Origin of the sequence: Pseudarthrobacter sp. WHRI 8279 (assembly GCF_040224115.2) — a bacterium.
GTDB lineage: Bacteria > Actinomycetota > Actinomycetes > Actinomycetales > Micrococcaceae > Arthrobacter.
Genome location: NZ_CP168162.1, coordinates 415,714 through 439,269 on the forward strand (window position 1 = coordinate 415,714; position 23,556 = coordinate 439,269).

The 23,556-nt window shown below is 66.1% G+C and carries 18 protein-coding genes and 1 tRNA gene; 14 read left to right on the forward strand and 5 right to left on the reverse strand.

What is annotated here, in order from left to right:
- Positions 1–7 precede the first annotated feature (7 nt).
- Entirely contained in the window at positions 8–1,135 is a 1,128-nt protein-coding gene (locus ABRP28_RS01920; RefSeq protein ID WP_350003788.1) for a MoxR family ATPase, read from the reverse strand.
- A gap of 162 nt (positions 1,136–1,297) precedes the next feature.
- Between ABRP28_RS01920 and ABRP28_RS01925 the strand changes: the two genes are divergently transcribed.
- From ABRP28_RS01925 to ABRP28_RS01945, 5 genes are all read left to right on the forward strand, one after another.
- Positions 1,298–2,203 carry a TatD family hydrolase gene (locus tag ABRP28_RS01925; RefSeq protein WP_350003787.1) on the forward strand — a complete coding sequence of 302 codons (906 nt, stop codon included), beginning with the start codon at positions 1,298–1,300 and terminating at the stop codon, positions 2,201–2,203.
- Positions 2,204–2,481: 278 nt separating this feature from the next.
- Entirely contained in the window at positions 2,482–3,669 is a 1,188-nt protein-coding gene (locus ABRP28_RS01930; protein ID WP_350003786.1) for a transglycosylase family protein, read from the forward strand.
- Between the two features lie 241 nt (positions 3,670–3,910).
- Entirely contained in the window at positions 3,911–4,780 is an 870-nt protein-coding gene (gene rsmA, locus ABRP28_RS01935) for a 16S rRNA (adenine(1518)-N(6)/adenine(1519)-N(6))-dimethyltransferase RsmA (RefSeq protein WP_350003785.1), read from the forward strand.
- A complete protein-coding gene (locus tag ABRP28_RS01940; protein WP_350003784.1) occupies positions 4,777–5,739 on the forward strand; it encodes a 4-(cytidine 5'-diphospho)-2-C-methyl-D-erythritol kinase in 963 nt (320 codons plus the stop codon). The genes rsmA and ABRP28_RS01940 overlap by 4 nt, the downstream gene beginning before the upstream one ends.
- A 39-nt stretch (positions 5,740–5,778) precedes the next feature.
- Complete coding sequence (locus tag ABRP28_RS01945; RefSeq protein ID WP_350003783.1) at positions 5,779–7,608, forward strand: ABC-F family ATP-binding cassette domain-containing protein; 1,830 nt, start codon at positions 5,779–5,781, stop codon at positions 7,606–7,608.
- Between the two features lie 604 nt (positions 7,609–8,212).
- On the opposite strand, the gene ABRP28_RS01950 is transcribed toward ABRP28_RS01945, so the two are convergent.
- On the reverse strand, positions 8,213–8,839 hold the full coding sequence (locus ABRP28_RS01950) for a TetR/AcrR family transcriptional regulator (RefSeq protein ID WP_350003782.1): 627 nt from the start codon (positions 8,837–8,839) through the stop codon (positions 8,213–8,215).
- Positions 8,840–9,006: 167 nt separating this feature from the next.
- Here ABRP28_RS01950 and ABRP28_RS01955 point away from each other — a divergent pair.
- From ABRP28_RS01955 to sufU, 9 genes are all read left to right on the forward strand, one after another.
- Positions 9,007–9,078: transfer RNA gene (locus ABRP28_RS01955), tRNA-Gln, on the forward strand.
- 100 nt (positions 9,079–9,178) lie between these two features.
- Positions 9,179–10,663, forward strand: coding sequence for a bifunctional UDP-N-acetylglucosamine diphosphorylase/glucosamine-1-phosphate N-acetyltransferase GlmU (gene glmU, locus ABRP28_RS01960; RefSeq protein WP_350003781.1), 1,485 nt, complete (start codon positions 9,179–9,181; stop codon positions 10,661–10,663).
- The gene (locus tag ABRP28_RS01965; RefSeq protein WP_104185336.1) at positions 10,660–11,640 is read left to right on the forward strand and encodes a ribose-phosphate diphosphokinase; all 981 of its coding nucleotides are present in this window, start codon (positions 10,660–10,662) and stop codon (positions 11,638–11,640) included. Before glmU ends, ABRP28_RS01965 begins: the two co-directional genes overlap by 4 nt.
- A gap of 261 nt (positions 11,641–11,901) precedes the next feature.
- A complete protein-coding gene (locus tag ABRP28_RS01970) occupies positions 11,902–12,525 on the forward strand; it encodes a 50S ribosomal protein L25/general stress protein Ctc (RefSeq protein WP_350003780.1) in 624 nt (207 codons plus the stop codon).
- A 111-nt stretch (positions 12,526–12,636) separates the two neighbouring features.
- The gene (gene pth, locus ABRP28_RS01975; protein ID WP_350003779.1) at positions 12,637–13,227 is read left to right on the forward strand and encodes an aminoacyl-tRNA hydrolase; all 591 of its coding nucleotides are present in this window, start codon (positions 12,637–12,639) and stop codon (positions 13,225–13,227) included.
- A 123-nt stretch (positions 13,228–13,350) separates the two neighbouring features.
- Positions 13,351–16,086, forward strand: coding sequence for a LuxR C-terminal-related transcriptional regulator (locus ABRP28_RS01980; RefSeq protein WP_350003778.1), 2,736 nt, complete (start codon positions 13,351–13,353; stop codon positions 16,084–16,086).
- A gap of 70 nt (positions 16,087–16,156) precedes the next feature.
- Entirely contained in the window at positions 16,157–18,733 is a 2,577-nt protein-coding gene (locus tag ABRP28_RS01985) for a helix-turn-helix transcriptional regulator (protein ID WP_350003777.1), read from the forward strand.
- 471 nt (positions 18,734–19,204) lie between these two features.
- The gene (locus ABRP28_RS01990) at positions 19,205–20,530 is read left to right on the forward strand and encodes a SufS family cysteine desulfurase (RefSeq protein WP_350003776.1); all 1,326 of its coding nucleotides are present in this window, start codon (positions 19,205–19,207) and stop codon (positions 20,528–20,530) included.
- 23 nt (positions 20,531–20,553) lie between these two features.
- Complete coding sequence (gene sufU / locus ABRP28_RS01995) at positions 20,554–21,003, forward strand: Fe-S cluster assembly sulfur transfer protein SufU (RefSeq protein WP_350003775.1); 450 nt, start codon at positions 20,554–20,556, stop codon at positions 21,001–21,003.
- A 121-nt stretch (positions 21,004–21,124) separates the two neighbouring features.
- On the opposite strand, the gene ABRP28_RS02000 is transcribed toward sufU, so the two are convergent.
- The 3 genes from ABRP28_RS02000 to ABRP28_RS02010 are packed head-to-tail and all read right to left on the reverse strand — an operon-like array spanning position 21,125 to position 23,399.
- Complete coding sequence (locus ABRP28_RS02000) at positions 21,125–21,346, reverse strand: SCO4848 family membrane protein (protein WP_350003774.1); 222 nt, start codon at positions 21,344–21,346, stop codon at positions 21,125–21,127.
- Positions 21,347–21,349: 3 nt separating this feature from the next.
- A complete protein-coding gene (locus ABRP28_RS02005) occupies positions 21,350–21,847 on the reverse strand; it encodes a DUF2505 domain-containing protein (RefSeq protein ID WP_350003773.1) in 498 nt (165 codons plus the stop codon).
- Between the two features lie 43 nt (positions 21,848–21,890).
- Positions 21,891–23,399 (reverse strand): SDR family oxidoreductase, encoded by a 1,509-nt coding sequence (locus ABRP28_RS02010; protein ID WP_350003772.1) that lies wholly within the window; start codon positions 23,397–23,399, stop codon positions 21,891–21,893.
- Positions 23,400–23,556: the final 157 nt, after the last annotated feature.

Below are 23,556 nucleotides of genomic sequence, written 5' to 3' on the forward strand. Positions count from 1 at the left end.
GCACCGCCTACTGGTTCCTGCTCAGCCCGGTGACCGGAGCGGCCGTCCTGCCGGCAGGTGCCGTATTCCTGGCCCCGGTTCCGGCGGCCTCGGAAGCCACGGGCAGGCGGGACAGGATGCCCCCCAGGACGCTGTGCGGGGTTTCCCCCGACCCTGCAGCCTTGCGGTCCAGGATGATCCGGTGCGCCAGGACGGCTTCGGCAACATGAACGACGTCGTCCGGCAGGACGAAGTCCCGGGCATCAAGGGCTGCGGTGGCTTTCGCGGCCCGCAGCAGCTGCAGCATGGACCGGGGGCTGGCACCGAGCCGGAGCAGCGGACTTTCCCTGGTGGCCCTGCCCAGCGATACGGTGTACTCCTTGACGGCCTGGGACACGTACACCTGCTGGACAGTGGTGATCATGGCAGCCACCTCCGCCGAGGTGACCACGGCGGAGACCTTGGCCAGGGGCGAGGTGGCCTGATGCGTTTCGAGCATCTCGATCTCGGCGTCCTTGTCCGGGTAGCCCATGGAGATCCGGGCCATGAACCGGTCCCGCTGGGCCTCGGGCAGCGGGTACGTCCCTTCCATTTCGATTGGATTCTGGGTGGCGACCACCATGAACGGCTCATCGAGCCGGTATGAGGTGCCGTCAACAGTGACCTGGTGCTCTTCCATGCATTCGAGCAACGCAGACTGGGTCTTGGCGGAGGCCCGGTTGATTTCATCGCCAATGACAATGTTGGCAAAGACCGCCCCGGGCCTGAACTCGAACAGCCGGGAGGACTGGTTGTAGATGGACACGCCAGTCACGTCAGACGGCAGCAGGTCCGGGGTGAACTGGATCCGGTTGACAGTGCAGTCGATGGTGCGGGCCAGGGTCTTTGCCAGCAGTGTTTTTCCCACTCCGGGCACGTCTTCGAGCAGCAGGTGCCCCTGGGCCAGCAGGACGGTCAGCGCCAGCCTGGCGGCGTCGGATTTCCCATCGATGACGGTATTGACAGACGAAAGGATGCGCTGCGTTGCCGCATGGAAGCCGGCTGCGTCCATGGCCGCCGGGCGGTGCCCGTTGAGGTGGCTGACGGGATCAGCGAGTCCCGCCAGAGGGCGGTTCGCAGCGCTCACATCGTTGGCAGTGCGTCGGTGGGATTCCATCGGCAACCTTTCAGCCCGGGGTGTCACCTGGACGGGACAACAAGCCTGCCGTCGCCCGTCGGTGGGCGTTCGCATGTGTTCGTACCAGACTACTAACACAACTGCCGCAGCTGACAGAGAGTTCCGACAAAAATAGGGAGGGGCCGCAGCTAGGCTGGATGGATGTGCACGTCGCTTCCTCCTGCTGCTTACCAGGACCCCGCCACCGAAGACGCGCCGGAGCCGCCCAGTTCCCGGCAGAAAGCCTTCCCTCCGGCTCCTGAGCCCCTGCCGGTGCCGGTGATGGACAACCACACCCATCTGGACTTCCCGGATGGCAAGGCTCCCGTCGGAATATCGGCAGCGCTTGATGCCGCCGCAGCCGTGGGCGTCCAGGGTGCGGTCCAGGTGGGCTGCGATCTTGAATCATCGCGGTTCACGGTCCAGGCGGTGGACCTGGACCGGCGGTTATTGGGGGCTGTTGCGCTGCACCCCAATGATGCTCCCCGCTACGCCGCCCGCGGCCAGCTGGAGGAGGCGCTCGCGGAAATTGAACAGCTCGCCGCCCATCCGCGGATCAGGGCCATCGGAGAGACCGGCCTGGACTTCTACCGCACCGAGGGGGACGGCCTGGCGCACCAGCGCCATTCCTTCCGCAGGCACATCGACATCGCCAAAAGGCTGGACCTGACGCTCCAGATCCACGACAGGGACGCACACGACGACGTCGTCCAGGTGCTCCGCGAAGAAGGCGCGCCCGAACGGGTGGTCTTCCACTGCTTCTCCGGTGACGAGGAACTGGCAAAGACCTGCAACCAGGAGGGCTGGTGGATGTCTTTTGCCGGAACCCTGACCTTCCGTAATGCCAGCAACCTGCGCGCTGCGCTCGCGGTGGCGGACCCTGGGCTGGTCCTGGTGGAAACCGATGCGCCGTTCCTTACCCCGCATCCGCACCGGGGCCGGCCCAACGCCAGCTACATGGTCCCTTACACGGTCCGGGCGATGGCCGAATTGACAGGGGCGGACCTGGCCACGCTCTGTGCAGGAATTGCCGCGAATACCGTGCAGGCATACGGAAGCTGGGACTAGCAAGCCGTTTTGCGGACGTTATAATTTAGATACCCGGTATGCATATTTCTTGGTCCCTTTATAACGCTACGGTTACAGTGGACATTTATTAGCCGGGGTCGGGGAAGGCCAACGGGTAATTACACTTCTTTCTGCAGCAGGATTGCTGGGCGCTGTCCCGGCTTGCCCGTTGCGCGGAGTGGGCGGCGCAACGGTGCCCGGACTGCCATTGCTGGCGGTGCCGGGCCTTTTACTGCGCGATTCCCCGTGCCCGGACAGACCTAAAGTTACGGGCAAACGTGAGCAAGTTTTTCACATCGGACGGCAAGTTCAGTTTCGTCAAGGTTGGTGCCCAGCTTCTGGTGCTGTGTGCGCTCGTCGTGGGCCTCGTAGCCTTCGTGGGCAATAACAAAACCATCACACTCAACGTTGATGGAAAGGTCTCGTCCGTGCAGACGTTCGGCGGAACCGTGGGGCAGGTGGTCAAGAGCGCCAACCTGGAGCTGAACCCTGCAGACCGTGTGTCTCCGTCGGTTGATGCCTCGGTGCAGGACGGCACCGTTATCAACGTCAACAAGGCCAAGGAAGTCAAGGTCAGCCTTGACGGTTCCGAGAAGACGGTCAACACCACCGCGCAGGACGTTGCCGGCCTGGTCACCGAACTCGGCGTTGCCAGCGCGTCCTCGGTGTCCGTGCCCAAGGATGCCCAGCTGTCCATCGCCGGATCCTACGTCGCCATCTCCACCCCCAAGACCGTCAGCCTCGTTGCGGACGGCAAGGTGGATACCGCCACCACAACGGCCGCCACGGTGGGCAAGGTGCTCGAAGATGCCGGCTTGGTTCTGGGAGCCAACGACCGCTCCTCGCAGCCCGTCAACGCCCACGTGGTAAACAACATGGTCATCAAGGTCTCACGCGTTGACACCGGCCAGACCACAGTCAGCACCGAGGACGTTCCGTTCGAGACCGTAACGAGTGAGAGCAGCGAACTGCTCAAGGGTGAGAAGGAAGTTACCCAGAAGGGCGCCGCAGGCAAGCTGGAGAAGACCTTCAAGCTGGTGCTGGTGGACGGCCGTGAAGCCTCGCGCAGCCTTGTGTCGGAGACGGTTACAGTGCAGCCCGTGGCCGAGAAAGTCTCCGTGGGAACCAAGCCGAAGCCCGTTGCCCAGGCTGCCCCCGCAGCAAGTGCCGCACTCCCCGCAGGTACAGGCACCAACACCGGTGCTGCCGCTCCGGCCATGATGAACGAAGCCATGTGGGACAAGATCGCCCAGTGCGAGTCCACCGGAAACTGGAGCATCAACACCGGCAACGGCTACTACGGCGGCCTCCAGTTCGACATCCGGACCTGGATCGGCGCCGGCGGCGGGGCCTACGCTCCCAACGCCAGCCTTGCCACGAAGGCCCAGCAGATCGACATTGCCAACCGGGTCTACGCACAGCGCGGCCTTCAGCCGTGGGGTTGCGGCTGGGCTGCCACCAGCTGACCATAGCGATTGCGTGCCCGTCAGGGCGCTGCGGCCGGGTACGGACTTCCGTGCCCGGCCGCAGCCTTTAACGGGTCCGTCTGTCCCGGCCTTCCAAATCACCTGGGTTGCTGGCCGTTTACCGACCGATTTTCCCACCTGCCGCTCCCTGGTCCGTCCCCGGCCTTTCCCAGGTTTTTACTCGTTTCGCACTCGTTTTCGCCTGTGGGGCGCCGTGCGCGGCGCGGGATAGGATACCTAGGTGACTGAACCAATCCCCGCGCCCGCACCGCTGTTTGGTGCATCCGACATTCGCCGGCTCGCGGAGGAGATCGGGATCCGCCCCACCAAGACCCTCGGCCAGAACTTTGTGATTGACGGAAACACCATCCGCCGGATCGTGGCCGCCGCAAGTGTTGGACCGGACGAGACGGTGCTGGAGGTGGGCCCGGGGCTGGGATCCCTGACCCTCGGACTGCTCGATGCCGCCGCGTCCGTGGTGGCAGTGGAAATAGACCCCGTGCTGGCCGCCAAACTCCCGGCAACGGTCAAGGAGTGGAGGCCATCGGCTGCAGCCCGCTTCCACCTGGTACACGCCGATGCCATGAAAGTCACGGAGCTCCCGGTGCAGCCCACCGCCCTGGTGGCCAACCTGCCCTACAACGTGGCGGTCCCGGTGGTGCTGCACCTGCTGCAGCATTTCCCCAGCCTGCAGCACGGGCTGGTGATGGTCCAGGATGAGGTGGCTGACCGGCTGGCCGCAGGCCCCGGATCCAAAACCTACGGCGTGCCGTCCGTCAAAGCCGCCTGGTACAGCAAGATGCGCAAGGCCGGAGTCATCGGAATGAATGTTTTCTGGCCTGCGCCGAAAATCCACTCCGGGCTGGTGGCCTTTACGCGCCGCGAGCCTCCCGCAACCACGGCCACCCGGGAACAGGTCTTCGCCGTGGTGGACGCCGCCTTCGCCCAGCGCCGCAAAACCCTCAGGGCGGCCCTCGCCGGGTGGGCGGGAGGGGCGCCGGAAGCGGAACGCTGCCTGGTTGCTGCCGGCGTCGACCCCACGGCCAGGGGCGAGGTCATAGACATCCAGGCCTTCGCCAGGATCGCAGAAGCCAAGCAGGCGCCGGCATGAACGCCCTGCCAGGCCGGTTTGCCGCCAGGACAGTCCGGGTCAAAGCCCCCGGCAAAGTCAACGTCTCCCTCGAGGTAGGACCGCTCCGCCCCGATGGCTACCACTCGGTCGCGAGTGTCTACCTCGCCGTATCCCTCTACGAGGAAGTTGCGGCCACCAGCACCGAATCGCCGGGGATCACCCTCAGCCTCAGCCGGGCGAGCACCGTTGACCTGGACGCCGCCGACATTCCCCTGGACGGGAACAACCTGGCCTACAAGGCCGCAGCCATCATGGCCGACGTCTCCGAACGCCCCACCGGGGTCCACCTGGAGATCACCAAGCGGGTCCCCGTGGCCGGCGGCATGGGCGGCGGATCGGCTGATGCTGCCGCAACCCTCCTGGCATGCGACGCCCTGTGGAACAGCGGGCTTTCCCGCGAGGAACTTGCACACCTGGCCGCGGAACTGGGCGCCGACGTCCCCTTTTCCCTCCTGGGCGGCACGGCCGTCGGCCTGGGCGTGGGCGATGAGCTCTCCCCGGCGCTGGCGAAGGCCCAGACCCACTGGGTTCTCGTCACGGCGGACTACGGCCTTCCCACCCCCGAGGTGTACCGGACCCTGGACCGCATCAGGGACGCCGGCGGCATCCAGGCCGCCGAACCCACCGGAGTCGACCCCAAGATCCTCACCGCCCTCCGTGGCGGAGACGCCGAAGCGCTGGGCCGGGTCCTGGTCAACGACCTCCAGCGGGCATCCATTGAACTGGCACCGGCCCTGCGCGATACGCTGGGTATCGGGGAGTCGCACGGAGCCATTGCGGGCATCGTCTCCGGGTCCGGGCCCACTGTGGCCCTGCTGGCCGACGACCCGGTGGCGGCGGAAGGCCTGGCCGCCGACCTGCGGCATTACGGCCTCACGGCCCTCGCCGTCCACGGCCCGGTACCGGGCGCGCGCATCATCTCCGACACGCACCTCTAAGTCTTCAAATCCTCCCTCAGCGGCAGAAAGCAGTTCCTTGTGGCACACCTTCTCGGCGGCGAGAACCTGACGGTCTCCTACGCAACACGCACCGTCCTGGACGGCATCACCCTGGGGCTGGAGGAAGGTGACAGGATCGGCATGGTGGGCCGCAACGGTGACGGCAAGTCCACGTTGATGCGGCTGCTTGCCCTGCGTTCAACCCCCGATTCGGGCCGGGTCACCAAACGCGGCGACGTCAACGTGGGTTACCTGGACCAAAGCGACGTGCTCGACGGCGACCTGACGGTGGGTGCGGCGATCGTGGGGGACCAGGCGGACTACGAATGGGCCCGCAACCCCCAGATCCGTGAAGTTATGGGCGGGCTTGTTTCCGACGTCGACTGGCACGCCAACGTCCACGCACTGTCCGGCGGACAGAAGCGGCGCGTGGCCCTGGCCAAGCTCCTGATCGAGGACCACGACGTCATCATGCTCGACGAACCGACCAACCACCTCGACGTCGAGGGCGTGGCGTGGCTGTCCCGGCACCTAAAGACCCGGTGGCGCGCCAACCAGGGCGCATTCCTGGTGGTCACCCACGACCGCTGGTTCCTCGATGAAGTCTGCAACAAGACGTGGGAAGTCCACGACGGCATCGTTGATCCTTTCGAAGGCGGATACGCGGCTTACGTGCTCGCCCGCGCCGAGCGTGACCGCTCCGCCTCCGTTATGGAAGGCAAGCGGCAGCAGCTGGTTAAGAAGGAGCTGGCCTGGCTCCGCCGCGGCGCTCCTGCCCGGACCGCAAAGCCGAAGTTCCGCATCGAGGCCGCCAACGCCCTCATCGCCGACGTGCCCGCCCCCCGCGACTCGATGGCCCTCAGCAAGATGGCCACCGCACGCCAGGGCAAGGACGTGCTGGACCTGGAAAATGTCTCCCTGGACTTCCAAGGTGGAGAGGACGGACGGAAGCTCTTCGATAACATCACCCTGCGGCTGGCCCCCGGCGAACGCCTGGGACTGGTAGGCGTCAACGGCGCCGGCAAGACCACCCTGCTGAAACTCCTTAACGGGGAAATCACCCCCGACGCCGGAAAGGTTAAGCGGGGCAAGACAGTGGTCACCGCGGTCCTCAGCCAGGAGGTCAAGGAGCTCGACGACGTCTCGGACCTGCGCGTCATCGAAGTCATTGAACGCGAAAAGCGTTCCTTCAACGTTGGCGGCAAGGAGTTCAGCGCCGGCCAGCTGGTTGAACAGCTTGGCTTCACCAACGAGAAGCAGTGGACCCCGGTCAAGGACCTCTCCGGCGGCGAGCGGCGCCGCCTGCAGCTCCTGCGGCTGCTGGTGGGGGAGCCCAACGTCCTGATGCTCGACGAGCCCACGAACGACCTGGACACGGATACCCTCGCGGCCGTGGAGGATGTGCTGGACGGCTGGCCGGGAACCCTGGTGGTTGTCAGCCACGACCGGTACCTCCTGGAGCGCGTCACCGACCACCAGATGGCGCTCCTTGGCGACGGAAAGCTTCGCGGCCTGCCCGGCGGTGTTGACCAGTACCTCGAGCTGCGCGAGTCCGCACTGGCAGGGTCCACGGTGACCGGCGGCGGCAATCCCGTCACCAGCGCCGGATCCGCGCCTGCATCTGCGGCTGCCTCCGGCGCCTCGGAAGCCGAAAAGCGCGACGCCCGGAAAGCCAAGAACCGCATCGAGCGCCAGCTGGGCAAGCTCGAACAGCAGGAGAAGAAAGTCCACGACCAGATGGTCAAAAGCACCGAGCAGTCGGACTTCGATGCCCTGGCCGAACAGAACAAAAAGCTTAAGGATCTGGCGGGAGAACGCGAAGCCCTCGAGCTCGAATGGTTGGAAGCACTCGAGGTCCTCGGCGAGTAAGCCGTTCCCCCCGTTGCTCGTGCCAGGCTTGGGTGCCGGAGCCGGCCCTTCGACGTTCGCCCGCCTTGGGTGCCGCAGCTGGCCCTTCCGCGTCGCTTAGACACGTCGCAAAGGGGGCATTCCGGTCGCTGGGCGACCTCCATGCCCCGATGCGCCGCGATGCGCTCCTTTCGGAAGAACCAGCTCCGGCGCACGGAAGTCACCTTCCCGAAGAATCACCTCCGACAACGAACGCCACCTCACGCCGAGGAGCAGCAGGCAACTCGCCCGGAACCTTCGGCAGGTGGATGAGGGGGTGGGTGCGGGGCGACTCCCCAACGGAACCTTCGCCAGGTGGGGCGGGAGACAGCTCGGGACGAAACTCAAACACTCGTGCCGTGGGGACCCTTCGCCCGACGGAACTTCCGCACGAGCGGTGCGGGGGGCCTTCGTGTAGTCGCGCATCGCGGCGCATCGTGGCGTGAAGGTCGCCCAGCGACCGTAGCGTCACCTATGCGACGTGTCTAAGCGACGGCGAAGGTCTCCTGCGCCGCGAACCTAACCACGGCCGCCGGCGAAAGTCTCCTGCACCGCGAAGGTGACCGAAGGCCACGAAAGGTGAGGCTCAGCCCTCGGACATCAGTTCCGGGTCTTTTTTGAGGCCGGTGAGGCCGTTCCAGGCGAGGTTGACCAGGTGCGCGGCGACGGTGTGCTTGTCCGGCTGGCGGCCGTCCTGCCACCATTGGCCGGTCATCGCCACCATGCCCACGAGCATCTGGGCGTACATGGCCCCGTCCTCGCCGCTGAGGCCGCGGCGCGAGAATTCGTCGGAGAGGATGTGTTCCACGCGGGCGGTGACGTGGGAGAGCAGCGTGGAGAAGGCGCCCTCGGGCTGCGACGGCGGTGCGTCCCGCATCAGGATCCGGAACCCTTCCGTGCGGTCCTCGATGTAGGTCAACAGTGCCAGGGCCGCCCGTTCCACGAGGACCCTGGGCTTCGCCTCTTCGGTCAGGGCGGCGCTGATGGCGTCGAGGAGGAGCCGGAACTCGTGGTCCACCACCTGGGTGTACAGGCCTTCCTTAGAACCGAAGTGCTCGTAGATCACCGGCTTGGACACCCCGGCGCACGCCGCAATCTCCTCGATAGTGGTCCCGTCCAGGCCCCTTGCGGCGAAAAGTCCGCGTCCGACGTCGATCAGCTGGCTCCGCCGCTGCAGGCCGGTCATGCGTGTCCGCGGAGGGTTGTTGCTCACATTTCCATCATGCACCACCGGTCACGGGCAGGACTGCAGCGGGACGGCAGGCGTACCGCGGTCCGCGAAACCTGAGTCGCGGAACCGGTGGGACTGTCCCGTGTCGCGCAGCGCCCCGAACCCGTGGCAAAATAACTACTTGTGCCCGGCCGCGCGCCACGGCACGGTCCGCTCTGGTGTAATGGCAGCACCCCGGCCTTTGGAGCCGTGGAGTATAGGTTCGAATCCTATGGGCGGAACTGCTGCGCATGGAGCGTTCAGTAGCATGACATACGGTGCGGCCCGCAATGCGGCCGGACACCGTCAGCGCCAGCATAACCAAGCAAGGAGAGCCCGTACGTGATCCCCGAGAACACCGGCCCGGCCGCAGTCATCGTCCTGGCGGCAGGCGCCGGTACCCGGATGAAGTCGCGTACCCCCAAGATCCTGCATGAGATCGGCGGCAGGTCCATGGTGGCCCATGCTCTGCTGGCCGCCCGCAGCGTCAACCCCCAGCAACTGGCCATCGTGGTCCGCCATGAACGCGACCTGGTGGCGCGCCACCTGGCGGACGTCGACCCGGCGGCAGTGATCGTGGACCAGGATGACATCCCGGGCACCGGCCGTGCCGTGGAAGTCGCCCTCCAAGCCCTCGACGCCAGCGGGCCCCTGGCGGGAACCGTGGTGGTGACGTACGGCGACGTGCCCCTGCTCACCGGCGCCCTGCTTGCTGAACTCGTGGCCACCCACGAGCGCGAGGCCAACGCCGTGACCGTGCTGACGGCCGTCCTGGACGACGCCACAGGCTACGGCAGGATCCTCCGCGGTGAGGATGGAACGGTCACCGGCATCCGTGAGCACAAGGACTCCTCTGAAACGGAGCGGCTCATCCGGGAAGTCAATTCAGGCATTTACGCCTTCGACGCAGCTGTTCTCCGCGATGCCCTGGCCCATGTGACCACTGACAATTCACAGGGCGAAAAGTACCTGACGGATGTGCTGGGCCTGGCCCGTGAGTCAGGCGGCCGCGTGGCCGCCGTCGTCACTGCGGACCGCTGGCAGGTGGAAGGCGCCAATGACCGCGTCCAGCTCTCGGCCCTCGGCGCCGAGCTGAACCGCCGCACGGTGGAGGCCTGGATGCGCGCCGGCGTGACGGTAGTGGACCCCGCAACCACCTGGATCGACTCGTCGGTGACCCTTGACGAGGATGTCCGCATCCTCCCCAACACGCAGCTTCACGGCACCACCACTGTGGCCCGGGACGCCGTCGTCGGCCCCGATACCACCCTGACGGACGTCACCGTCGGCGAGGGCGCCACCGTGACCCGCACCCATGGTTCCGGGGCGGTCATCGGCGCCCGGGCCGCCGTCGGGCCCTTCACCTACCTCCGCCCGGGTACGGTGCTGGGGGAGACCGGCAAGATCGGCGCCTTCTACGAAACCAAGAATGTGACCATCGGGCGCGGCTCCAAGCTCTCGCACCTCGGCTACGCCGGTGACGCCGAAATCGGCGAGGACACCAACATTGGCTGCGGAAACATCACCGCAAATTACGACGGCGAGAAGAAGCACCGCACGGTGATCGGCTCAGGCGTCCGCACGGGTTCCAACACCGTCTTTGTTGCCCCGGTCACCGTGGGGGACGGCGCCTACAGCGGCGCCGGCGCGGTGATCCGCAAGGACGTGCCCGCGGGAGCGCTCGTGCTGACAGTCGCAGCGCAGCGCAACACGGAGGGCTGGGTGGCGGCGAACCGCCCCGGAACCCGCTCCGCTGAACTGGCCCAGGCAGCCACCAAAGATTCCTCAAGTACCCCGGCATCTACAGAAGAGGGCAACCAACCATGAGCGAAATTACGGCGCGCGGCGAAAAGAAGCTGGTGCTCGCCACCGGACGGGCCCACCCCGAGCTGGCCCGGGAAATCGCCAAGGAACTGGGTACCGAACTGCTGCCCGTGGACGCCTACGACTTCGCCAATGGCGAGATCTACGTCCGCGCCGGCGAGAGTGTCCGCGGCACCGATGCGTTCGTCATCCAGGCGCACCCGGCACCGCTGAACAACTGGCTGATGGAACAGCTGATCATGATCGATTCCCTGAAGCGCGCCTCCGCCAAGCGCATCACGGTGGTCTCGCCGTTCTACCCCTACGCCCGCCAGGACAAGAAGGGACGCGGCCGCGAACCCATCTCGGCCCGGCTGGTAGCGGACCTGTACAAGACGGCAGGCGCAGACCGCATCATGAGCGTGGACCTGCACACCTCGCAGATCCAGGGCTTCTTCGACGGTCCGGTGGACCACCTCATGGCCATCCCGCTCCTGGCTGACTACATCCGCACCCGGGTGGACGCCGAGAACGTCACCGTTGTCTCCCCGGACACCGGACGCGTGCGGGTGGCGGAGCAGTGGGCAGAGCGCCTGGGCGGCGCGCCGCTCGCGTTCGTGCACAAGATGCGCGACCTGACGGTGCCCAACCAGGCTGTTTCCAAGACTGTGGTGGGCCAGATCGAGGGGCGCACCTGCGTCCTGATCGACGACATGATCGACACCGGCGGAACCATTTCCGGTGCCGTCCAGGTGCTGAAGAACGCCGGGGCGAAAGACGTCATTATCGCGGCCACCCACGCGGTCTTCTCCGATCCCGCCGCCAAGCGGCTCTCGGAGTCCGGCGCGCGCGAGGTAGTGGTGACCAACACCCTTCCGCTCACCGGATCCCAGCGCTTCCCCCAGCTGACGGTGCTCTCCATCGCACCGCTGATCGCCCGCGCCGTTCGTGAGGTCTTCGACGACGGCTCGGTCACCAGCCTCTTCGACGGCAACGCGTAGGTTCGACGGCAACGCTTAGTCAGGCCCGCGGCGCCGGTCCCGTTTTCAGTAAACAGGACCGGCGCTGGTAAGCTTGTCAGCGATACCTTGGCGAGGGAGAGCGCCGGTCACCGTTCACTCGGTCACCGGAGTGCAGGTCTCCGTTATCGACTGGGTCTGAATCTCCCTTCGAAGATGGGCATGGCTCCGGCCGCCTGGCGTTGAAGGTCGCGACAGACCTCCGCCCTTGCTGAACACCGTTTAGTTTTCAAGGAGATTTCCATGTCTGAGCAGAAGCTCGCAGCAGAAGTACGCACCGAATTCGGCAAGGGCTACGCCCGCCGCGCACGGATGGCCAACCTCATCCCCGCCGTCATCTACGGCCACGGCGCAGACCCCATCCACATCACCCTGCCGGCAAAGGCAACCACCCTGGCCGTCCGCACCGCCAACGCCCTGCTGTCCCTGGACATCAACGGTGAAGGCCACCTGGCCCTGGTGAAGGATGTCCAGCGCGATCCCATCAAGCAGATCATCGAGCACATCGACCTCCTGACCGTCCGCCAGGGCGAAAAGGTGACCGTTGACGTTCCCGTCCACGTTTCGGGCGAAACCGCCCCCGGCACGGTGCACAACCTCGAGCTCACCGTGGTGTCCCTCGAAGCCGAGGCTACCCACCTGCCCGAGTCCGTTGAGGTCAGCATCGAAGGCCGCGCAGCCGGCGAGCACATCCACGCTTCCGACCTGGTGCTGCCGAAGGGCTCTGTCCTGCTCACCGACGCCGAGGCGCTCGTGGTGAACATCTCGGAAGCTGTCGAGATCGCCGAAGAAGAAGAAACCGGCGAGGGCACCGAAGCCGCTGCCGAAGAGGCTCCCGAAGCCACCGAGGAAGCAGCAGCCGAGTAATCAGCCGCATTTCCCGCCAGTGGCCGGACTCCTGTGGGGGTCCGGCCACTGGCATGTCTACTGCCCTTAACCGGCGCCGGGCGCGGCAAACCCCCACCCTAGGATTGATTCATGACTGATACCTGGCTCATCATTGGCCTCGGAAACCCGGGGGCACAGTACCAAGGCAACAGGCACAACGTAGGCCAGATGGTGCTCGACGAACTCGCCGCCCGGATGGGTGCCGGTTTTAAAAGCCACAAGGCCCGCGCCCAGGTCCTCGAAGGACGCCTGGGCATTGGCGGACCCCGCGTGGTGCTGGCCAAGCCGGTGAGCTACATGAATGTTTCAGGCGGTCCCACCGCGGCACTGGCAAATTTCTACGGCATCACCCCTGACCATGTGGTGGCTGTCCACGACGAGATCGACATTCCGTTCAACACTGTGAAGCTCAAGACCGGAGGGGGAGAGGGTGGCCACAACGGGCTGCGGGACATTTCCAAGGCCTTGGCCACCAAGGACTACCTCCGCGTCAGGGTAGGGGTGGGACGGCCGCCCGGGCGCATGGAAACGGCCGACTATGTCCTGCGCGACTTCGGCACTGCCGAACTCAAGGAACTCCCCTTCCTGCTGGACGAAGCAGCGGACGCAGTGGAGGTCCTGCTCCTTGATGGCCTGACCGCAGCGCAACAGAAGTTCCACCCCGCGAAGTCCGAACGTTAGCAACATGAAAACTTAATGGCCCTTGGCCCTGTCTCGTTGTCTGTGCCCCGGGGTAGTCTTCTTCCTATGCGGGGGAGCAATGGGGCTACATCCCGTTATCGCGGGGATGTAGGGGAAAAGTTCATGTCAATCGAGCCACTCAGCTGGGGACGTGGGTCAACGCCCCACGACGTCGGGCTGAACAGGGATACCTCCGGCAAGCGGGAGGGTCAGCCCTGGTCTGCCCCTGCCCGAGGCGCAAACCTCGAATCTGTCCGTACCGCCCTCACCAGCGCCGATTCCCTTGGGGTGGTCATCACCGGGGGACGCGGCGTGGGAAAGTCCTCGCTGGCCCGGGCAGCGGTCATGGAGCTGGGCCCGGACGTGTGGTCACTTCAGCTCCGCAGCGGCCCAGCCGGTTCCAGCACGCCCTACGGCTGCCTCTCCTTCCTCCTGGCCCGGCTCCCGCAGGCCTACATGGGATCCCCCACGGCCATACTCCGCGGCATTACATCCCTGATCCGCAGCGATGCCGCCGGCAGGCCCTGCGTGATCACCCTGGACACCTCCGGCTGCATCGACGAGATGAGCGCGGGGGTACTGCTGAACGTACTCCTGACCGGCACAGCGAAGATCATTGCCGTGGCGCCCAAGATCAGTGATCTCCCGGCGGACTTCCACTGGCTGCTGACGGACCGCCGCCTCGCTGAAGTCCGGCTCAGCAACCTTAACGAGCTGCAGACCCGCCAGGTTCTGCTGTCGCTCCTGGGCCACCGCGTGTCCGCATCGCTGGTGAGTACCTACCACCACATGGTGGGCGGCAATCCGCTGCTGCTGAAGGCTCTCGTTACCGAACAGCAGCTGTCCGGGAACCTCGTCCTGTCCGATTCCGTCTGGACGCTGCGGGACAAAGTGGTGCTCGACGGCGCTGCCAGCCTTGACGACATTGTCCGGTCCCGCTGGTCCAGGGAGACTCCCCAAACCCGGGAAGTCATCGAGATGCTGTCCTGCGCACGCCGTGTGGAACTCTCCAGGCTTACCGCCATCTACAGCGCCGAAGTGGTAGCGGACATGGAGGACGGCGGGCTGCTGGAGATCGATGCCTCGGACCACCGCTGGGTGTCGCTGCGCGAAAAATACATTGGTGATGTGGTTCGCACCTGGCTGAGCATTGCCCGGCGCCGGGAGCTGCGGAGCGTGCTCCTGGGCGGCACGGAACCCGATCCAGCCGGGATGACGGTTGAGGAACTGATGGCTTTCGCGGCCTGGACCCACGAGTGCGAGGCGGACCTGAGTCCAGCCCTTGCACTCGCGGCCGCCGACGCCGCCGTCCAGCTGTTCGATCCACGGTTTGCCCTGACCTACGCGGAGATGCTTCGCCGGACGGACCGGGAGTGGGTGGCCGGGCAGCGCCAGAAAGCCGCCGCATACCTCCAGCTGGACATGCCCGTCCAGGCCATGGCCGCCCTTGATGACATCTCCCAGCCGGAGCTGGACGGCCTCGACGCAGGGGAGTACGCCCACGTCATAGCGGCCAAGTCGCAGGTCATGATGTGGCTGCCGGAGGCAGCAGCCAGGGTGCCGGACCTGCTGGCTGAAGCCAGGCAACGGCTTGAACAGGCGCCGAACCGCACTGCGTGGCCGGAGCCTGGTGCTGCGGCTGTTCACCGGGTGGAATTGAGCGAGTTCGAGTACCGGGCCTTCGTGGGCGACTACGCCTCCATCATTCCCGCCCTCGAAAAGGCCTCTGATCCAGCGCTGAACCCGGATACCGAGCACCGTATGAATGCAGCCATCCTGCTGATGACCGCGCTGGCCCTGACGGGGCGAGAAATGGATGCGCTCAGCGTCATGCGGCAGCTGGGAGGCCAGATCAGTGACGCCTCCCATATCGTCGGCCTTCGCGAGCGGTACACCAAGGAGGCCTACCTGGTGCTGCTGATCGCGGGCCAGTGGCGGCGGTGCATCGACCTCCTGGGCCCGCAGGCCACTGACGAACCGCACAGCCTTCCCTTCCGGAGCGCTGCTACGGAGCTGGCTGCCGGCATCGCCTACGTCTACTCGGGCCGTGGAGCCGCTGCCCTGGACCCCCTGATCTCCGCGGCAGCACAGCTGGAGCTCCAGCCCGTTCAGGCCGCCCTCCGCTGCGCGTACGCAGCCATCGCACTGGCCCATGCCCAGACCGGCAATGCTGCGCAGGCACGCAAATACCTGGCCAAAGTCCAGAGGACATCCGGGACGTCCAGCTTCATCGCCGAGAGCATCGCTGAGTTCTGCGCGCTCGTGGCGGGCCGGTGGCTGGGCGATCCTGACGCCGTTGCCGGGCTGAAGCAGTCCGCCCGGCAGCACATGGAGGCAGGGCGTTTCACCCTGGCCGGAATCAGCCTGCTCGCCGCCACCGTGAACGGCAGCGACGCGGATTTCCGCCAGCTGGAGGAGATTGCGGGGCACCGCCAAGGGCCGCTGGCCGAGATTTCCCGCCTGGTCGCCATAGGCACCAGGACCAAGGATGCCAAGACCCTCCTCGCGGGCGGCGAACTGGCCGCCACCCTGGAACTCGATGCCGTGGAAGCCCGGTGCATGGCACTTGCAGTGGATTTCGCACGCCAGGACGGCGACTCCCTCACAGCCCGGACGGCACAGGCCCGGCTCGATATCCTTGCAGCCACCGTGGCCAACCTTCCCATCGTACCCAGCAGCGGAAGCCCGCTGCTGACCAGCAGGGAGCGCCAGATTGCCCGGCTGGCAGGACGCGGCGCTTCCAACCGGGACATCGCCCTGGAGATGGGCGTCTCAGTCCGTACCGTTGAAGGCCACCTCTACCAGGTCTTCACCAAACTCGGCGTAACTTCCAGGGGTGATCTGACTGGACTCGTCTAACGGGCACAAGCCCAACACCACGCAGCGTTTCCTCACCGGGCGGAAAGAACCGCTGGACCGGATCTGCAACATGGTCCGGAACCGCAGCAGCCAGGCGGTTTTCATCATGGCCGGCCCCGGCATCGGAAAATCCTCACTCACGGAGGCCATTGCCGAGCGGGTTACCGGGGAAATGAATGTGCTGCAGATGCATGGCAGCTCCGCCCTCGCCGCGGTCCCGTTCGGTGTCCTCACCCCGTACACCGGTGACCTGACCGCCGAGGATTCGGTCTCTCCTGTCGCCGTCCTGCGGTCCATGTGGAGCTATTTCGAGGAAGTGAAGGCCGGCAACGGGGCGCCCGTCCTGCTCATCGTTGATGATGCGCATTACCTGGACGAGGATTCCGCCGGCGTGGTGGCTGAGCTGATTTCAGCTGGCTGGGCAACAGTGGTGGCGGCGGCGAGGCCGCGTCCGGGCTTGCCCCAACCGCTGGACCAGCTCTGGTACGACGGCCTGGCCGAACGCGTGGATCTGCGCCCGCTGAACCGGGAACAGATCGAGGAAGTCCTGGCCCACGTCCTTGACGGCACCGTCCCTGACGCCACAGTGGATGCCGTCTGGAGCGCCTCCGGAGGCAACCCGCGCGTCCTGGATGCCCTGCTGCATGACGCTGCCGAGTCCGGGATACTGGCCAAACGGAACGGAATCTGGGTCCTGCTGGGCTCCTTGCCAACGGACGGGGTCCGCCTCACGGCTGTGGTCACCAAGGATCACCTCCGGCGGCGGCCGGAGGAACAGGAAGCCCTGAAATTCATCGCCCTCGCCGGACCTGTGGGCCGGAAAGTGATCGAGGAAATTTGCGGGGCGGCGATTGTCCGTTCCCTGCTGGACCAGCAGATGGTTGTTGAAAACTCCGGCGTCCCCTCCGAACTCACCATTTGGAACGGGCTGTTCGCAAAGGCCATCCGGAACACCATCTCGGTTTCCCGGAGCCTGCAGCTGCTGGAAAAAATCCGGGAGCACCAGGACCCAGCCGCCCTTCGCGGGGAAAGCCGGCTGCGGTTCGTGGAGTGGTCGCTTGAGTGCGGCCTCCGTGTGTCCGACGCCGACATGCTGGACGCCGCGCGCGAAGCACTGGCCCGCTTCCGGAACCACAGCGCGCGATCCATCGCTGCCAAGGTGCAGGACGGCGATCTTGTGCACCTTGCGCACGCCGTGCAGGCGCGCGCCCTTTACAACGAGGGCGCCTACGCCGAAGCCGCCGCGCTGCTTGACGACAGCTGGCTGCAGCTGGCGGGAGGCCCCCAGGGCCCTTCGGTCCTGCTGCTGCGGGCGTCGGCCCACCAGGCAACAGGCCGTCCCCCGGCTGCCCTGGCCGAGGACGTGCGGGAGCACAACCAAGGGTTGCCGGAGGCATTACGTGTAGGGCAGGAAGATCTGCTGCAGCTGCTGCAGTCCGGCGCGGACGTCAACGTGCCGGCCCTTTCCAGCCGGGTGGCGGACCTCAGGAGCCACAGCTCCACGGGAAAAACCGGCGAGCCTTTGAAAGCCATCGGCGAGGCGCTCCTGGCGCATGCCCTTGCCGCGGCCGGCCGGCCCGCGGAAGGGCTCGACGCTGCGCTGCTTGCAGCTTCCGAGCTGCCGACGCTGGAGGACGACCTGTTCTTCTACTCCGAGTTCGTCCTGGGGCGGCTGGTCATTGGCTACCTTGCCATGGGGGAGTGGGAATCCGCGGAGCGTGAACTCGAAAGCTATGCGGCAGGACATGCCGCCGGGACCGGGACGTTCAACGGCAGCCTGCAGGTGCTTCGCGGCTACTCAATGCTGCGGCAGGGCCGGATGGAGCGGGCCTACCAGCTGCTGCTGCCAGCGGTGGAAGCGCTCAGGCTCAGCGATCCACTGCAGCTGTTCCGCTTCGGTTCGGCCCTCGGCTTTTACGTTGCCGCGCGGCTCGGTGACACTGCCCAGGCAAAGCGGCTGGAACAGGACTGCAAGGACGCGGTGGCAGGAGGCCCCGCCCATGACCTTCTGGCGGGCGCCTACGGTGCGGCCGCTTCAGAGTACCTGGCCCGCGACGGCAAGGGCCTCGCCGCCCTCCATACCCTGGCGACCACCACGGAGGCCTCGTCAAGGGCCGGCACCCTGCTGGAGCTCCTGTCGCTGCTCTGGGACCTGGGGGATGCATCGGTGATCCCCATGGTGCAAAACGCGGCCCGCGGCGTAGAGGGCCGCTGGGCCGCGGCAATGCTGAAGCTGGCTGCCGATTGGGAGGCAGCGGATGGCGATGCCCTGATGGGAACGGCCGCCGCCCTGGAGGAATCCGGCTTCGTAAACCTTGCCCGCGAGGCCTATGCCCGTGCCAGCACGGTGCTGGAGCAGGCTGGGGAGCGGCGGCGCTCCCGGCAGGCCGTTGCCCAGCGCGAAAAGTGTGACCACGAACTCGGCGAGCGTTTCCGGGAGGGCCGGTTCATTGCCGCGGCCCCCGCAGTCCATCTCACCCGCAGAGAACAGGACATCGTTGAGCTCGCAGTGCAGGGGCTCACGGACCGCGAGATCGCCCAGCGGCTCATGGTTTCCGTCCGGACGGTTGAGGGACACCTTTACCGCACCTACGTAAAGCTCGGCGTGCGCAGCCGGGACGAGCTGGACTCGGCGCTTCCCAAGTAGCAGGACGAGGGCTTCGCTAACTCCAGACTGCTCCAGCGGACTCAGCCACCTTCCTCCTGCCCTTTCCGAGCTGCTGATCACAGCCTGCCCGCGGTTCGTGAGAAAGCCCCACCGGGTATCAGCCCCCGGTCCCGGTAGTACCCCGCCAGGGAATTCGAGTACTCCCTACTCGTGTATGTCCGGACCCCGCGGGCTTTACTTAAGGAAGTGAAAAAAGCGGCCGTAAAGAGGCCGCAAACCACGCCTGAGAAGTTCAAGGTCTCGCAAGCTTCCGGTCAAGGTGACCGGGCCAGACGGGGCCGGCGACGTCAGAGTCTTCTGAGACCGAGACTCTCCCCCCAGCCGTCGCCGGCCCTCCAATCCGCGGGGCTGAAGCCCGGAGCGGACGTGGCGGCTGCCCCTCCCGGGCGGCCGCCACAGCCGTGCTGTGGGACAATTGAGTGTCATGGTTGGCATCTCAAGGAGTACGTCTTGGCCGTAGTATCAACGCCGCCCACGCTGGAGCGCGCCCTGCCGGTCATGGATAACGCCGAGGTGCTCCGCATCCGCAACGATTTCCCGGTCCTGGACCAGCTGGTCAATGGCCAGCCGCTGGTCTACCTCGATTCCGGAGCTACCTCCCAGAACCCCCTGAGCGTCATTGAAGCCGAGCAGGAGTTCTATGAGCAGCGCAATGCGGCGGTGCACCGGGGCGCACACCATCTTGCCGTGGAGGCCACCGAGGTGTTCGAGGATGCCCGGCAGACCGTCGCGGACTTTATCGGCGCTGACTACGCGGAAACGATTTGGACCTCAAACGCCACTGAGGGCCTGAACCTGATCAGCTATGCGTTGTCCAACGCCGGCCTGTGGGCTGCCCAGGGCAGGGGGGATGCCCGGCTGAAGGAGCTTGCCCTGAACCCGGGCGATGAAATTGTGGTGACGGAGATGGAGCACCACGCCAACCTGATTCCCTGGCAGGAACTGGCGTTCCGTACCGGTGCCATCCTGCGCTACATCCCTGTGGACGACGCCGGGTCACTCCGCATGGACCAGGCCGGGGACATCATCGGGAGCCGGACGCGTGTGCTGGCGTTCACCCACGCTTCAAACGTGCTGGGGACAATCAACCCCGTAGCGGAGCTCGTGGGACTGGCCCGGAAAGCCGGCGCGCTGGTGGTCCTGGACGCGTGCCAGTCAGCCCCGCACCTTCCCCTGGACGTCAAGGGACTCGGCGTCGACTTTGCTGTGTTTTCCGGCCACAAGATGCTTGCCCCCACGGGCATCGGGGTCTTGTACGGTAAGCAGGAACTGCTGGACATCCTGCCGCCCTTCCTCACCGGCGGCTCCATGATCACCACGGTCACCATGGAACGCGCTGAGTATCTTCCCGCGCCCCAGCGCTTCGAAGCAGGTACGCAGCGGATTTCCCAGGCTGTGGCGCTGGCTGCAGCGGCGAACTACCTGACGGAGACGGGCCTGGACCGTATCCACCAGTGGGAGTCAGGGCTCGGCCAGCGCATGGTTGCGGGGCTGGAGTCGATTCCGGGAATCCGGGTCCTGGGGCCCGCCGCCGGCCAGGAGCGGATCGGGCTTGCCGCCTTCGACGTCGAGGGTGTTCATGCCCATGACGTGGGCCAGTTCCTTGACTCGCGGGGCATCGCCGTGCGCGTGGGCCACCACTGCGCCCAGCCGCTGCACCGCAGGCTGGGGCTGACCGCCACTACCAGAGCTAGCGCCTACCTGTACAACACCACGGACGACATCGACCAGTTCCTGGATGCCGTCGCCGGCGTGCGGGCTTATTTCCGCGCCTAGCAGGGAAGACCGAAGGTAACACTATGAGCCTTGACCAGCTGTACCAGCAGATCATCCTGGACCACTCCAAGGCCCGGCACGGCAGCGGCCTTGCGGGGACAGAGGCGCCTGAGGGCGCGAACACCGGCCAGTCGCACCAGCTCAACCCTGTGTGCGGGGACGAAGTCACGCTGAGGGTCGCGGTTGAGAACGGAAAAGTGGCCCAGGTGGCGTGGGACGGGGCGGGATGCTCCATCTCCATGGCGTCCGCCTCGGTGCTCAGTGAAATGGCCGAGGGGATGACGGTGGCGGAGCTGCACAAGGCCATTGACAGCTTCCGTGAAGTCCTGCGCTCACGCGGGAAGGTCTCCGCGGATCCTGACCTGCTGGGGGATGCGGCGGCATTTGAAGGGGTGGCCCGCTATGCGGCCCGCGTCAAGTGCGCCATGATTTCCTGGGTTGCCGCGGAGGACGCGCTCAACCAGGCTGCCTGACCCCTGAGGGCATTCCTCCCCGGGGTGATAAGAACCAATGAAGGCCCTCCTCCCGGCGGGACGAGGGCCTTCATCTTGCACCTAATTCGTACAGCGCTTTCCTGCTGGCAGTGCAGGCCGCTTAGCCGGCCAGCGCCATAACGCCAATGACGGCCGTGGCGGCGCCCAGCACCATGGAGATGCTGACCAGCACCACATGGACTGTCAGGAACCTGGTGGCCTTTCCCGCGGAGTCCCGGGCACGCGGATCCTTCATGACGCGGCGCAGGAACTGCGGCCAGACCACCAGGGACCAGACTCCCGCGATGATCAGGACCAGTGAAGCGAAACCGGGCAGTTCCACGGGTTAGTGGCTTTCCAGCCAGGCCTGTGCCTGCTTGGCCTGGAGGTTCAGGGCCTTGGCAACCATCGGCTCTGCGGCATCAGCGATCTTCCCGCCAAGGAACGGCACCGAGGACTTTACGGCGCCCTCAAGCTCGACGCGGGTGCCGCCGTCGGCAGCCACGAGCCGCTGCACGGCGGTGACGTCAACGGGGGCGCCGGCAATCTTCAGCGAGATGTTGCTCTGGCGGGAGCCGTCAGCAGCCGGAGCGTCCCAGTGCTCCACCTGGGTCACCTTGAGCTGCTCACCCACGAACTTCCGGGCAATCTCTGGAAGGCGGGTGGTGGGCAGGGTCCGTACCGAAGTGGCGCTGAAAGCTCCGGCAACGTCTCCATCCACGGTGAACGATTCCAGCGAGCCGCCCACGAGCTGGCTGACGTGGCGCTGGAAGTCCTCGTTCACCAGGACAGCTGCGACGTTGTCGACGGAGTGCGGAAGGGTGGTGGTTGCGCTCAGGGCCATGTGTCCTCCTGGGACGTGCGGAACGGTTTTAACTCCACACATCCTACGGGCTTTGTTCTGCGTGCTCCGCATCCACGATCTTTTGGGCGGCGCTGGTGATGTTCCGGGCCATGGCGGGGAAGATCAGGCTGTGGAAGGGCAGCACGGCGAGCCAGTACAGCCTTCCGCTGAGCCCTTTGGGGAAGAAGATTGCACGCTGGCGGTAGCGGCTCCCGGTTCCGTCGGGCTCTACGGAGAGCTCCAGCCAGGCACGCCCCGGAGCGCGCATTTCTGCCCGCAGCCGCAGCAGCTTCCCGCGGTCTATCCGTTCCACACGCCACCAGTCAACAACCTCCCCGGTGGCCAGGGTGTGGGGATGCCGCCGTCCGCGGAGCAGCCCGGCTCCGCCGGTCAGCTTGTCCAGCCAGCCGCGGACCTGCCACGCCAGGGGAAGGGAGTACCACCCGTTCCGCCCGCCGATGCCCTCGATCACCGTCCACACATGGGCCGGGTCCACATCTCCGTGGAAAGTCCGTTCGTCGATGTAGACCTTGTGCCCGGCCCACTCGGGGTCGCTGGGCAGGGGATCCGAAGCCGCCCCGGCATTGGCCCACGTCGTTTGCACCTGGCCGTCGCGTTCCTTGCCAAGGGCCAGGGCCACCGCCGTGCGGTAGGTGGTCAGTCCGCCGTCGGGCTGCGGGATGTACTGGTCGATGTCGTGCTCGTCGGACACGGCATCGTGCTGGAGGGACTGGACCAGCGGTACGGCCATGGATAAGGGGATGGGGGTGGTGAGCGCCACCCACATGCCGGCAAGCTTGGGCGCCGGGACGGGAAGCGCCAGCACCACGCGGTAGGGGAGGCCGGCTTCGGCGGCGTACTCCTTCATCATCCCTGCATAGGTGAGGACCTGCCGGCAGCCGATATCGAACGTGCGGTTGATCGGTCCTTCCAGGGACGCCGCCGAGACCAGGTAGTAGAGGACGTCCCGCACCGCGATGGCTTCGATCCGGTTGCGGACCCAGCTGGGTGCCGGCATGAGCGGCAGCGTCTCGGAAAGGTGGCGGATCATTTCGAAGGACGCAGAGCCTGAGCCGATCACCACGCCGGCCTGGAACACGATGGCATCCACCGGGCTGTCCAGGAAGACTTTCCCCACCGCTTCCCGGGAACGCATATGGGTGGACAGCTCGACACCCGTGGGGTGCAGCCCCCCGAGGTAGACAACCCTGCCGACCCCCGCAGCAGCAGCGGCTTCCGCCGCCGTCCGGGCCATGGCCTGCTCCTTGGCTTCAAATCCGGACCCGGCCGCCATGGAATGCACCAGGTAGTAAAAAACGTCAACGCCGCCCAGCGCCTCCCGCAGGGCACCGCCGTCGTCAAGGCTGCTTTCCACAACCTCCACATCGTCCCGCCACGGCACCCCGGCGATCTTGTCCGGGGAGCGCACCAGGACTTTGACCGTGTGGCCGGCCTCCAGGAGCTTGGGCACAAGCCGGCCCCCAATGTAGCCGGTGGCTCCGGTGACCAGGACAGTCCTGGATTTCCGCGGGGTGCTGCTGGTTTCAGTCATGGTGGCTCCTTATCGTCCACAGGCCATTCGGAGCGGCCCGCGGTCTGGACGGCTGCTGCTTGCGCAGACTGCCGCCGGCTTCAGCTGCCTGTCTTGTCCGTCACTGCCAGCCTAGCCCGCGCCAGAGTGCCAGCCCTGTGCGAGAGTGCCAGTCTTG

Coding starts and splice junctions, on each gene's coding strand:
- ABRP28_RS01940 (WP_350003784.1), top strand. CDS start 4,777: ATGAACGCCCTGCCAGGCCGGTTTGCCGCCAGGACAGTCCGGGTCAAA.
- ABRP28_RS01985 (WP_350003777.1), top strand. CDS start 16,157: ATGGTCCGGAACCGCAGCAGCCAGGCGGTTTTCATCATGGCCGGCCCC.
- ABRP28_RS01980 (WP_350003778.1), top strand. CDS start 13,351: ATGTCAATCGAGCCACTCAGCTGGGGACGTGGGTCAACGCCCCACGAC.
- ABRP28_RS01925 (WP_350003787.1), top strand. CDS start 1,298: ATGTGCACGTCGCTTCCTCCTGCTGCTTACCAGGACCCCGCCACCGAA.
- ABRP28_RS02005 (WP_350003773.1), bottom strand. CDS start 21,847: ATGGCCCTGAGCGCAACCACCACCCTTCCGCACTCCGTCGACAACGTC.
- ABRP28_RS01920 (WP_350003788.1), bottom strand. CDS start 1,135: ATGGAATCCCACCGACGCACTGCCAACGATGTGAGCGCTGCGAACCGC.
- sufU (WP_350003775.1), top strand. CDS start 20,554: ATGAGCCTTGACCAGCTGTACCAGCAGATCATCCTGGACCACTCCAAG.
- ABRP28_RS01965 (WP_104185336.1), top strand. CDS start 10,660: ATGAGCGAAATTACGGCGCGCGGCGAAAAGAAGCTGGTGCTCGCCACC.
- ABRP28_RS02010 (WP_350003772.1), bottom strand. CDS start 23,399: ATGACTGAAACCAGCAGCACCCCGCGGAAATCCAGGACTGTCCTGGTC.
- pth (WP_350003779.1), top strand. CDS start 12,637: ATGACTGATACCTGGCTCATCATTGGCCTCGGAAACCCGGGGGCACAG.
- ABRP28_RS01970 (WP_350003780.1), top strand. CDS start 11,902: ATGTCTGAGCAGAAGCTCGCAGCAGAAGTACGCACCGAATTCGGCAAG.